We start from the raw sequence: 11,077 nt of genomic DNA, 5'->3' as shown, positions 1-11,077 counted from the left end.
TAAGCGAAAGGATGGGCTGTGATACTTGTGACCGGAGGCGCCGGTTTTATCGGCGCGAATTTCATTCTTGAATGGTTGCGCAATGCCGACGAGCCAGTACTCAATCTCGACAAGCTGACGTACGCCGGTAATCTCGAGACCCTTGCCAGTCTCGAAGGCGATCCGCGTTACGCGTTTGTCCAGGGCGACATCTGCGACAAGGCGCTGATCGACCGTCTCCTGCTCAAGCACCGTCCGCGTGCGATCGTGCATTTCGCCGCCGAGAGCCATGTCGACCGGTCGATCCACGGTCCCGGCGACTTCATCCAGACCAATATCATCGGCACCTTCAGCCTGCTCGAAAGCGTGCGCGCCTATTTCGGCATGATCCACGAGGACGAGCGTAGCGCCTTCCGCTTCCTCCATGTGTCGACCGACGAGGTCTACGGTTCGCTCGCCAAGGGCGATCCGGCTTTCAGCGAAACGAACCGCGTCGAGCCGAACAGTCCTTACTCGGCGTCGAAAGCGGCGTCGGACCATCTCGTGCGTGCCTATCACCATACGTACGGCCTGCCGGTTCTGACGACCAATTGCTCGAACAACTACGGACCCTTCCAGTTCCCCGAAAAGCTGATTCCGCTGATGGTGGTCAACGCGCTGGCGGGCAAGTCGCTGCCGATCTATGGCGATGGCCAGCAGATCCGAGACTGGCTCTACGTGACCGACCACTGCGCGGCGATCCGGCGCGTCCTCGAGGGCGGTCGTCTCGGCGAGACCTACAATATCGGCGGCTGGAACGAAAAGCCCAATATCGACATCGTCCATGCGATCTGCGATTTGCTCGATGAACTGCGGCCACGTGCCGACGGCAAGAGCTATCGGGAACAGATCACCTACGTGACCGACCGGCCGGGCCACGACCGTCGCTATGCCATCGACGCGACCAAGATCGAGCGCGAACTCGGTTGGCGTCCTGCGGAAACCTTTGAAACCGGCATCCGCAAGACGGTGCAGTGGTATCTCGATCATGCCCAATGGGTTGCCAATGTGCAGTCCGGTGCCTATCGCGAGTGGCTTGAACGGCAATACGGCGCGCGCGGCGAATGAAGGTCCTGCTCCTCGGCAAGAACGGGCAAGTCGGTTGGGAATTGCAGCGCAGCCTTGCGCCGCTCGGTGAACTGATCGCGCTCGATTCACGCGGCGACGGCGCGCTGTGCGGCAACCTCCTCGATCTCGCCGGCCTGGCTGCCACAGTGCGTGAGGTGCGCCCGGATGTGATCGTCAATGCGGCGGCCTATACGGCGGTCGATCGCGCCGAGTCGGAGCCGGTGCAGGCACGCCGGATCAACGCCGAAGCGCCGGGCGTACTCGCCGACGAAGCGACAAGAATCGGCGCCTGGTTGCTGCATTACTCGACCGACTACGTATTCGACGGGAGCGGAACATCGCCCTGGCGCGAAGACGACGCAACCGGGCCGTTGAGCGTCTATGGGCAGACCAAGCTCGAAGGCGAGCAGGCGGTGGCGCGCTGCCCCAAACATTTGATCTTCCGCACCAGTTGGGTCTACGCGGCGCGCGGGAACAATTTCGCCAGGACCATGCTGCGGCTGGCGCAAGAGCGCGATGCCTTGCGCGTCATCGACGATCAGGTCGGCGCGCCGACCGGTGCCGAATTGCTCGCCGATGTGACGGCGCAGATCCTGCGCTCACATGCCGACCGTCCTGATGTGGCGGGCATCTATCATCTGGTGGCGTCGGGCGAAACGAGTTGGCATGGCTATGCCCGTATGCTCATCGACCATGCGCGCGAGCTTGGTGTGCCGATCCGGGTCGAGCCGGAGGCCATCGCGCCGATCACGACGCAGGACTATCCGTTGCCGGCAGGACGCCCGGCCAATTCGCGCCTCGATACGACGAAGTTGCAACACTGCTTCGGTCTGGTGCTGCCGGATTGGCGCGTCGGAGTGCGCCGGGCGCTCGATGAAATGCTGAATAAATGACCAGTTTTTTACACTCAGGAAGCTGAATCACATGGCACTCAATCGCAAAGGCATCATTCTCGCAGGCGGGTCGGGGACACGCCTCTATCCGGCAACGCAGGTCGTCTCGAAACAACTGCTGCCGATCTTCGACAAGCCGATGATCTACTACCCGCTCAGCACGCTGATGCTGGCCGGGATCCGCGACATCCTCATCATTTCGACGCCGCAGGACACGCCACGCTTCGAGCAGTTGCTCGGCGACGGCAGTCAGTGGGGAATTCATTTGTCGTATGCGGTGCAGCCCTCGCCGGACGGTCTGGCGCAGGCCTTTCTGATTGGCGAGCGCTTCATCGACGGCGCGCCGTCGACGCTGGTGCTTGGCGACAATATCTTCTATGGCCACGACTTCGCGGCCTTGCTCGGTGAGGCGGATCGGAACCGGGACGGTGCGACCGTTTTTGCTTATCCGGTGACCGATCCCGAACGCTACGGCGTCGTCGAATTCGACGCGCAATGGCGCGCCGTCAGTCTCGAGGAAAAGCCCAAAGCGCCGAAGTCGCGCTATGCCGTGACCGGCCTTTATTTTTATGACGAGCAGGTGGTTGAGCTAGCCAAGACGATCAAGCCGTCGGCCCGCGGCGAACTCGAAATCACCGACCTCAACCGGCTCTATCTCGAACGTGGGCAACTCAGCGTCAAGACGATGGGCCGTGGCTATGCCTGGCTTGATACCGGTACGCACGAATCGATGCTCGAAGCCAGCCAGTTCATCTACACCATCGAGAACCGGCAAGGGCTCAAGGTAGCCTGTCCCGAGGAAATCGCCTGGCATAGGCGCTGGATCGACGACGCGCAACTCGAACAGATGGCTCAGGCGCTGGCGAAGTCGGGCTACGGCCAGTATTTGTTCGGGCTCCTCAAGGACAAGGTGTTCGTATGAAGGCGACGCCGCTGGCGATTCCGGACGTCATGCTGATCGAGCCGAAGGTGTTCGGCGATGCACGAGGCTTTTTTTTCGAGAGTTTCAACCAGCGCGCGTTTGTCGAGGCGACCGGGACGGATGTAACGTTCGTGCAGGATAATCACTCGCGCAGCGCCCGCAACGTGCTGCGTGGTTTGCACTATCAACTGGCGCCGCGGGCGCAGGGCAAATTGGTGCGCGTTGTCGCCGGCGAGGTGTTCGATGTCGCCGTCGATATTCGTCCGGAGTCGCCGACCTTCGGCCGCTGGGTTGGACAGCACCTGTCGGCGGAGAACAAGTGCCAGCTCTGGATTCCGCCGGGACTCGCGCACGGCTTCGTCGTCGTCAGCGAGACCGCCGAGTTTCTTTACAAGACGACCGATTACTGGGCGCCCGAGGTCGAGCGCTGCATTCGTTGGGACGATCCCGATCTGGCGATCGACTGGCCGCTCGATGGTGCGCCGCTCGTTTCGGCGAAGGATGCGCTCGGCGCCAATTTCTCGACACTGAAACAAGCCGGAACAGAGTGATGAAAATGGCAATGCAATATCGGATCGCCGATTTGATGGAGACAAGTGGCGTGCGTTTCGGAACGAGCGGCGCACGTGGATTGGTGGCAGCGATGACCGCCGAAGTGTGTCACGCCTACGCTGTGGCGTTCCTGCAAGCCGTGCCGGCGAAGGCCGGACGGGTGGCGTTGGCGATCGACCTGCGCCCGAGCAGTCCGGCGATCGCGTCGGCCTGTGTCGCGGCGATCGAGGCGGCCGGCCTCAAGGCGGATTATTGCGGCGCAATTCCGACGCCGGCGTTGGCCTTGTATGCCGAGGCCGAAGGCATTCCGGCGATCATGGTGACCGGCAGCCATATTCCCTTCGATCGCAATGGCATCAAGTTCTACAGCGCGAACGGAGAGATTACCAAGGATGACGAGGCACGCATTCGCGATGCGATTGTCACGGTGCCCGACAGCGGCGTGACGGCGCCATTGCCCGCGCCGAATGATGCAGCGCGACGCGCCTATTTGCAGCGCTATCGCGATTTCTTCCCGTCGGCTTTTCTCGCCGGAAAGAAAGTCGCCGTGTATGAGCATTCGAGCGTTGCTCGCGATCTCTTGCGCGAACTTCTTGAGGGTTTCGGGGCGCAGGTGCTCTCGCTCGGCCGTACCGACGCATTCGTCCCCATCGACACCGAGGCCGTCAGCGCGGAAGACGTCGCTCAGGCGCGTCGCTGGGCTGTGGCCAATAGCTTCGACGCCATCGTGTCGACTGACGGTGATGCCGATCGGCCGCTGATCGGCGACGAAAACGGCGACTGGTTTCGCGGCGATGTCACTGGCATTCTTTGCGCCCAGTATCTCGGTGCCGGCGCGGTGGCGACGACCGTCAATTGCAATACGGCGATCGATAGTTGCGGTGCATTTTCCCGCGTGACGCGAACCCGGATCGGTTCGCCGTATGTCATCGAGGGCATCGAGCAATTGTTGGCGGCAGATGCAGGAACGGTGGTCGGGTTCGAGCCGAACGGCGGCTTCCTTGTCGGTTCGCCGCTGACGCGTTCCGGGCGTGCCCTGGCGGCCCTGAAAACCCGCGACGCGGTTTTGCCGATGCTCAGCTTGCTGGCGCTGGCCGGCGAGAACGGGCAGCCTCTTTCGGCCTTGTCGAGCCGCTTGCCGGCACGATTCACGGCCAGCGACCGCCTCCAGGCATTTTCGACAGCGCGAAGCCGGGCGCTCATTGCTGAGCTGACGGCATCGTCAGCGGCGATCGAGGACTTTCTCGCAGGCCTTGCCGGCAAGCCGGTGTCGATCGACGAGACCGACGGTTTGCGCATCCGGCTCGATTCGGACGAGATCGTTCATCTGCGGCCTTCCGGCAATGCCCCGGAACTGCGGTGTTATGCCGAAGCTAGCGATGCCGCGCGCGCCCGGCATCTCGTCGAGGAATGCCTGAAGCGCGTGCTCGCCTTCGGCGGAACGACGGCAGACTAAAACAGGAATCGCTATGCATATCTTGGTTACTGGCGGCTGCGGTTATATTGGCTCCCATACTTGCGTCGCGCTGATGGCGGCCAGCCACCAGGTCACCATTGTCGATGATCTCTCGAACAGTCAGGCCAGCGTTGTCGATGCGATTGCGCGGATCAGCGGACAACGTCCTGATTTCGTCAAAGGCGACGTGCGCGATCGGGCACTGCTGCGGCGAGTTTTTTCCGAGCGGAAGATTGATGCGGTCATCCATTTCGCCGGCCTGAAAGCCGTCGGCGAATCGGTGGTACAGCCGCTGCGCTATTACGACTGCAATGTCGGCGGCGCGATCGCGCTGTGCGAGGTGATGGCCGAGTGTGGCGTCAGGACGCTGATCTTCAGTTCGTCGGCGACTGTGTACGGCGATCCCGCTGCCGTGCCGATTCGTGAGGATTTTCCGCGGTCTGCGACGAATCCTTATGGCGCCAGCAAGCTGATGATTGAAGACATCCTGGCGGATCTGGCGCGGGCCGATGCCGAATGGAAGATCGCCCGCCTCCGCTATTTCAATCCGGTCGGCGCGCACGAAAGCGGACTGATCGGCGAAGCGCCAAATGGCGTGCCCAACAACCTCATGCCCTATGTGGCGCAGGTGGCCAGCGGGCAGCGTGAACGCTTGTCGATATTTGGCGACGATTATCCGACGCCCGATGGTACGGGAGTCCGCGACTATATCCACGTCATGGATCTTGCCGAGGGGCATGTGGCGGCGCTGGCTTGCCTCCGGAGGGACGGCGGCGTGGTGACGGTCAACCTTGGTACTGGGCGTGGTTATTCGGTGCTTGAGATGGTGCGGGCGTTCGAGCGTGCCAGCGGCAAGCGTATCGATTATGCCGTCGTCGCGCGTCGCCCTGGCGATGTCGCCGCCTGCTATGCCGATACGACGCTCGCTGGCGAGCGACTCGACTGGCGGGCGAAGCGGGGCATCGACGAGATGTGCCGCGATGCCTGGCGCTGGCAGCAGCATCAGTCGGGCAGCTGAGGGAGAAGGCCTTGGCGACTTATGCCATTGGCGATATCCAGGGCTGTTTCGGCACCCTGTGCTGCCTGCTCGAAAAAATTGCGTTCGATCCGGCGAAAGACCGGTTGTGGTTCGTCGGCGACCTGGTGAATCGCGGGCCGCGCTCGCTCGAGACGCTACGTTTTGTCCGCGGCCTCGGCGCTGCCGCGGTCGTGGTGCTTGGTAATCACGATCTCGCCTTGCTGATGACGGCCGAGGGCTTTGGCAAGCGCGGCAAGGACGATACGGTCGAGGATGTGCTGAACGCACCGGATCGCGACGTGCTGCTCGATTGGCTTCGACACCAGCCGCTTTGTCATGTCGAATATGGCTTCTGCATGGTGCATGCCGGTTTGCTGCCGGCGTGGTCGGTGGCGCAAGCGCGGGGTTTGGCCAGGGAGGTAGAGGTGGCGCTGCTTGCTGATGACTGGCGCGTTTTTCTGGCCAACATGTGGGGCAGCGAGCCGGCGGCGTGGGACGACGCACTGGTCGGTTGGGCGCGCCTGCGTGTGATCGTGAACGCCATGACGCGCATGCGTTTTTGCACGCCTGACGGCGTCATGGATTTTCATGCGAAGGGCGAGCTTGTCGATGCGCCGCCGGGCTATGTGCCTTGGTTCGAGGTGCCGGGGCGGCACAGCGTCGATACGGTGCTGGTCACCGGTCACTGGTCTGCCTTGGGACTCAAGATGACGCCGAATCTGCTGGCGATCGATTCGGGCTGCCTGTGGGGCGGCCTGCTGACCGCCGTTCGCCTGGAGGACCGGTCGGTCTTTCAGGTGCCGTGCTTGCCGGAAGAGGTGGCTGGCGCCGCGGTGTAGCCGAGGTGACGGGAAATCTCCGCGTGCGCTTCGGCGGCGAGCTCGCGCCGCGATTTTCCCGCCGTGGCGATGACTGCACCGGCACGAACGCGGGCGATCAATCGGCGACGGGCCAAAATGGCCGAAAAACACTGCATCAGCGTGATGTCTCCGGCATAGGACGGTGCCAGGCTGAATCGTCCGTCGGCATCGCAGTAACTGAGCGAAAGCGGCAGGATCGGGCGTCCGGTTTCGATTGCCGGTTGTAGCAGCGCGCCATGGAACGAACGTACCTGCGTGCCGTCGGTCGTCATGCCTTCCGGGAAAATGGCGACGTCCTGCTCGCGGTCGAGCAGCGCGTCGATCTCGCGGTTGATCTCCTGAGCATGTGCGCGGCTGCCGCGCACGAGGAAAATCGTGCCGTTGCGGGCCGATAGCCAGCCGATGAACGGCCAGTGGCGGACCTCCGACTTGGCGATGAAGGCGGCCGGGCGAACGGCATTGATCGCAAAAATGTCGAGCCAGGAGATATGGTTTGCCACGATCAGACAGCCCGGCGGGGCGTCAATGGCGGGTGCGTCGACCTTGACTGCAAGCAGCGTCAGGATACGATGCGACCACGCTTGTTTGAGGCGAAGTCGTCGAAGTTCGCCGACGCAGGGGTAGATCAGCGCTGCGCCCAGTCCGATCCAGACGAAGTGCAGGGCCAGGCGCAGACAACGCCAGCCCCGTATCAGGTATGGCGTGGTGTCGGACGAATGCATCGATGCCGAGGCGCTTAGTGCGAGACGCGCGACGAGTTGTAGTTGCTCAGGACGCGGACGCGTTCACCGGGGTGAAAGACTTCGCCCATTTCCTGGACGATTGCGACGGTCTGGCCGTTGTCAAGCCTGACGGTGATTTCGAGCGCGTTTTTCTGCGTGAGCTTTTCCTCGGCGGCCGATCCGGCGAGTCCGCCAGCGACGGCGCCGAGGATGGCGCCGACGATCTGGCCCTTGCCGCCGCCGATGTTGCTGCCGGCAACGCCACCGATGGCACCGCCGGCAAGCGTGCCGGTGCCGCTGCGCGTACCTTCCATGCGAACTTCGCGCACGGTCTCGACAACACCGGCACGGACGGTCATTTCACGGCGCGCCTGATCGCGTGTGTACACATCACCCGAGAGGTTGCTGGCGCAAGCGCCCAGAAAAAATGTCGTCAGAATAAGACTGATGATGCGAGCGTATTGCATGAGGGACTCCTTTCTTACCACGGTGCCTTGCCGAAGGCCTTGGTGTAGCGGGCCGCGATCTCGTCGCGCGTCGGACGGTGGTTCTGGCCGCCCCGGTGAGCGATCTTGATTGCGCCCATGACGGCTGCCAGTCGTCCGGTATCTTCCCACGCCCAACCTTCGGCAATGCCGTACAGTAATCCGGAACGATAGGCATCGCCGCAACCGGTGGGGTCGACAACGTCGTCGGCCTCGACGCACGGAATTTCCAGGCGTTTTCCATCGGCATAGATGTGCGAACCGGCCGGGCCGAGCGTCACGATCAGTGCCTTGACGCGCGCGGCCAGCGCTTCCAGCGGCAGGCCAGTGCGATCACAGGCCATTTTCGCCTCGTAGTCGTTGAAGCAGGCGTAGTCGCACAGGTCGAGGAACTGCAGCAATTCCTCGCCCGAGAACATCGGCATGCCCTGGCCCGGGTCGAAGAAGAAAGGCACCTTGCTGGCGGCGAGGTCGCGGGCGTGCTGGAGCATGCCGTCGCGGCCGTCAGGGGCGACGATCGCCAGCGTCGCTTCGCGCGCATCGGTGGTCCGGTTGGCGTGTGAATGGGTCATCGCGCCGGGATGGAATGCGGTGATCTGGTTGTCGTCGAGGTCGGTGGTGATAAAGGCCTGGGCGGTGAAGCTGCCCTCGATCTGACGCACATAGGTCCGCGGGATGTCGAGGGCATCGAGGCGACGCAGATAGGGCTCGGCGTCCTCGCCGACCGTGGCCATGATCAGTGGCTTACCGCCGAGCAGTTTCAGGTTGTAGGCAATATTACCGGCACACCCGCCGAATTCGCGCCGCATCTCAGGCACCAGGAAGGCGACGTTCAGGATGTGGATCTGCTCGGGCAGGATATGGTTCTTGAAACGATCATGGAAAACCATGATGTTGTCGTAGGCAATGGAGCCGCAGATGAGCGTGGACATGGGGCGTCAGTATTGTATGGACCAGGGAGCGCGGATTATAGCATCGGCGCCACCGGCCTTCCCTTCACGGCGCCGGAACTCAGGGATAGAAGACGTAGAGGCGGTAGCCGGCGGCGTTGATGTCCTTGGCCTCGATCCAGACGCGGACGCCGACGTCGGCGTGCGGACCGATGGGCTGGCCAGCGGGTTGAGTGGCTGGCAGATATTCTTCCGGCAGGAAGACGCGGCGGGCAATCGGTGTGTCGCGCGTATCGGTCAGAGCCAGTTCGAGTGCGGGATACGCCTGCGGAAAGGCCGCGCGGTTGCGCACGGTGGCGCTCAGTACGAGCAAGTTGCCGCGGGCGGTGTCGCTTTGCAGGTCGGACGACTCGATGCTGATCAGATCAACCCGGCGCGCGAGCGGAATCGTGGTGCCCAGGCTGGCGCTCATTTTTTCGAGTACGGGGCGCAGGACCGGCACGTTGATGGCCAGTTCGGTGCGGAAGCGATAGGACATCTGTCCGAGCAGTGCAATGGCCAGCACTGTGGCGACGACGATGTACGGCCAGCGCATCGGCGGTGCAGCTTCCTGATGCACGGGGGCTGCCATGACACCGGCCGACCACTTGCTGTAGCCAGGCACTTCGGTCATTTCGCGGGGCAGAATCAGGCCGGTCGCCTTGCCGAGTTCCTGGGCTTCGGCTTCGCTGAGCGGGGTGACGGGCTCGCCGTCGGCGGTCGTCTCCGTGGCTTGTTCGCTGGGCTCCCTGCGCCTTTCTGTATCGGAGGGCTCGGCGAACGTCGGTTCGAGCAGGACGCTGAGGGCGGGGTCCGGTGCCGGGATGTAGGGTTCATCCTCCGCGTCGTCGTCCGCTTTGTCGTCTGCCTCGTCATCTGCCTCGTCATCTGCCTCGTCGTCCGTTAGCTCATCGGTCGGGTCGGCAGCGTCTTCTTCCTCTTCTTCCGGCATCGCCTCCGGAAATTCGGGTTCCGATGGCGCCTCCATGGCCGGTGTTTGCGGCGTGGCCGTCAGCACCGGTGCCGGGGGCACCACGCCGAAGTCGATTGGCGCTGCCAGTTCGACCGGGGCGGCCGGTGATGGCCCAGGTGCCGGCACGGGCAGATCGTTGCCGGCCGTCGGGTGCTCTTCGATCAGGCTGTCGAGTGCGTTGAACACCGTCTGGCATTGGCCGCAACGAACCTTGCCGGCGCGTGCACGCAACTGGTCCGGGGTGACGCGGAAGGTGGTCTGGCACTCGGGGCAGCGGGTTTTCATGCGGACTTTCTGGTGCCGGCGAGACAGACCCAGCCGTCACGCGTGTCTTCGACGACAAGGGTGGCGTAGGGGGCGTATACGCCGATCAGGTCGTCGGCTTGCTCGGCGAGAATGCCTGACAGCGCGAGCTTTCCACCGGGACGAACGTGGCTGCAGATGGCCGGAGCCAGGGCCTTGAGCGGATTCGAGAGAATGTTGGCGACGACGACGTCGAACTGTCCGGCAATGGACTGGGCCGAATCGGCGAAGCGGGCGGTGACGCCATTGCGTTCGGCATTGTCGATCGCGGCGCTGACCGCCTGCGGGTCGATATCGACACCCAGGATTGGGGTTGCACCGAGCTTTGCCGCGGCGATGGCCAGGATGCCGGAACCGCAGCCGTAATCAAGCAGCGATTCGCCGGGCGCGATGGCGCGTTCCAGCCATTCGAGGCACAAGCGTGTGGTCGGGTGCGAGCCGGTGCCGAAGGCCATGCCTGGGTCGAGCACGAGAACGATCGCATTGGGGTCTGGCGCTTCGTGCCAGGATGGCACGATCCACAACCGGTCGGATACCCGGATCGGGTCGAATTGCGATTGCGTGAGTTGCACCCAGTTCTGCTCGGCGACGGTTTCGCGCGTGTAGTTCGGCACCGCATTCAGTTCGGCCAGGGGTGCGCAGACCGCCAGCAGGATATCGGGATCGGTGCTGTCGTCGAGCAGGGCGACGACGCGCGAGCGCGACCATCCCGGTGTCGTCACCGACCCCGGTTCGCCGAATTGCGGCGTTTCGGCCGGGGTGCCGGCATCGGCATCTTCAATACTGGCCGAGAGCGCGCCATTGTCGATCAGCGCGTCAGCCAGCGCTTCGGCGTGTTCGCAGTCGGTTTCGATGCTGATGGCTGTCCATGACATGAT

12 protein-coding genes are annotated in these 11,077 nt (G+C 63.2%); 7 read left to right on the top strand and 5 right to left on the bottom strand.

Annotated features, from left to right (window positions below):
- Window positions 1–18: 18 nt before the first annotated feature.
- Genes rfbB through BLR25_RS01100 form a run of 7 tightly spaced genes read left to right on the top strand, consistent with a single transcriptional unit; the run spans window position 19 to window position 6,766 of the window.
- A complete protein-coding gene (gene rfbB, locus BLR25_RS01130; protein ID WP_091932162.1) occupies window positions 19–1,086 on the top strand; it encodes a dTDP-glucose 4,6-dehydratase in 1,068 nt (355 codons plus the stop codon).
- Window positions 1,083–1,979, top strand: coding sequence for a dTDP-4-dehydrorhamnose reductase (gene rfbD / locus BLR25_RS01125; RefSeq protein WP_091932158.1), 897 nt, complete (start codon window positions 1,083–1,085; stop codon window positions 1,977–1,979). The genes rfbB and rfbD overlap by 4 nt, the downstream gene beginning before the upstream one ends.
- A gap of 31 nt (window positions 1,980–2,010) precedes the next feature.
- The gene (gene rfbA / locus BLR25_RS01120) at window positions 2,011–2,901 is read left to right on the top strand and encodes a glucose-1-phosphate thymidylyltransferase RfbA (protein ID WP_091932154.1); all 891 of its coding nucleotides are present in this window, start codon (window positions 2,011–2,013) and stop codon (window positions 2,899–2,901) included.
- On the top strand, window positions 2,898–3,452 hold the full coding sequence (rfbC, locus tag BLR25_RS01115) for a dTDP-4-dehydrorhamnose 3,5-epimerase (protein WP_091932149.1): 555 nt from the start codon (window positions 2,898–2,900) through the stop codon (window positions 3,450–3,452). Before rfbA ends, rfbC begins: the two co-directional genes overlap by 4 nt.
- Window positions 3,452–4,909 carry a phosphomannomutase gene (locus BLR25_RS01110; RefSeq protein WP_091932144.1) on the top strand — a complete coding sequence of 486 codons (1,458 nt, stop codon included), beginning with the start codon at window positions 3,452–3,454 and terminating at the stop codon, window positions 4,907–4,909. Before rfbC ends, BLR25_RS01110 begins: the two co-directional genes overlap by 1 nt.
- A gap of 13 nt (window positions 4,910–4,922) precedes the next feature.
- Complete coding sequence (gene galE, locus BLR25_RS01105; protein ID WP_091932139.1) at window positions 4,923–5,927, top strand: UDP-glucose 4-epimerase GalE; 1,005 nt, start codon at window positions 4,923–4,925, stop codon at window positions 5,925–5,927.
- Between the two features lie 11 nt (window positions 5,928–5,938).
- A complete protein-coding gene (locus BLR25_RS01100) occupies window positions 5,939–6,766 on the top strand; it encodes a symmetrical bis(5'-nucleosyl)-tetraphosphatase (RefSeq protein ID WP_091932134.1) in 828 nt (275 codons plus the stop codon).
- Here the strand turns inward: BLR25_RS01100 and BLR25_RS01095 are convergent.
- From BLR25_RS01095 to prmA, 5 genes are all read right to left on the bottom strand, one after another.
- Window positions 6,721–7,509, bottom strand: a complete 789-nt coding sequence (locus tag BLR25_RS01095; RefSeq protein ID WP_091932131.1) for a lysophospholipid acyltransferase family protein — start codon at window positions 7,507–7,509, stop codon at window positions 6,721–6,723. The two genes, BLR25_RS01100 and BLR25_RS01095, sit on opposite strands and share 46 nt — an antisense overlap.
- A 14-nt stretch (window positions 7,510–7,523) precedes the next feature.
- Window positions 7,524–7,976: an outer membrane lipoprotein gene (locus BLR25_RS01090; protein ID WP_091932127.1), complete on the bottom strand. Its 453-nt coding sequence runs from the start codon at window positions 7,974–7,976 to the stop codon at window positions 7,524–7,526.
- 14 nt (window positions 7,977–7,990) lie between these two features.
- Window positions 7,991–8,926 (bottom strand): carbohydrate kinase family protein, encoded by a 936-nt coding sequence (locus tag BLR25_RS01085; RefSeq protein ID WP_091932124.1) that lies wholly within the window; start codon window positions 8,924–8,926, stop codon window positions 7,991–7,993.
- A 79-nt stretch (window positions 8,927–9,005) separates the two neighbouring features.
- Window positions 9,006–10,181, bottom strand: a complete 1,176-nt coding sequence (locus BLR25_RS01080) for a DUF3426 domain-containing protein (protein WP_091933559.1) — start codon at window positions 10,179–10,181, stop codon at window positions 9,006–9,008.
- Entirely contained in the window at window positions 10,178–11,074 is an 897-nt protein-coding gene (gene prmA / locus BLR25_RS01075; protein WP_091932120.1) for a 50S ribosomal protein L11 methyltransferase, read from the bottom strand. Before prmA ends, BLR25_RS01080 begins: the two co-directional genes overlap by 4 nt.
- Between the last annotated feature and the right edge of the window lie 3 nt (window positions 11,075–11,077).

Source organism: Propionivibrio dicarboxylicus (assembly GCF_900099695.1).
GTDB classification, from domain to species: domain Bacteria; phylum Pseudomonadota; class Gammaproteobacteria; order Burkholderiales; family Rhodocyclaceae; genus Propionivibrio; species Propionivibrio dicarboxylicus.
The sequence above is the reverse complement of the archived record's forward strand: the minus strand, read 5'-3'. Positions and strand labels throughout refer to the sequence as shown.

Excerpts from the sequence above, each read along its gene's own strand:
- rfbD (WP_091932158.1), top strand. The coding sequence starts at position 1,083 with ATGAAGGTCCTGCTCCTCGGCAAGAACGGGCAAGTCGGTTGGGAATTG.
- rfbA (WP_091932154.1), top strand. The coding sequence starts at position 2,011 with ATGGCACTCAATCGCAAAGGCATCATTCTCGCAGGCGGGTCGGGGACA.
- prmA (WP_091932120.1), bottom strand. The coding sequence starts at position 11,074 with ATGTCATGGACAGCCATCAGCATCGAAACCGACTGCGAACACGCCGAA.
- BLR25_RS01085 (WP_091932124.1), bottom strand. The coding sequence starts at position 8,926 with ATGTCCACGCTCATCTGCGGCTCCATTGCCTACGACAACATCATGGTT.
- BLR25_RS01110 (WP_091932144.1), top strand. The coding sequence starts at position 3,452 with ATGAAAATGGCAATGCAATATCGGATCGCCGATTTGATGGAGACAAGT.
- BLR25_RS01090 (WP_091932127.1), bottom strand. The coding sequence starts at position 7,976 with ATGCAATACGCTCGCATCATCAGTCTTATTCTGACGACATTTTTTCTG.
- BLR25_RS01080 (WP_091933559.1), bottom strand. The coding sequence starts at position 10,181 with ATGAAAACCCGCTGCCCCGAGTGCCAGACCACCTTCCGCGTCACCCCG.
- BLR25_RS01095 (WP_091932131.1), bottom strand. The coding sequence starts at position 7,509 with ATGCATTCGTCCGACACCACGCCATACCTGATACGGGGCTGGCGTTGT.
- galE (WP_091932139.1), top strand. The coding sequence starts at position 4,923 with ATGCATATCTTGGTTACTGGCGGCTGCGGTTATATTGGCTCCCATACT.
- rfbC (WP_091932149.1), top strand. The coding sequence starts at position 2,898 with ATGAAGGCGACGCCGCTGGCGATTCCGGACGTCATGCTGATCGAGCCG.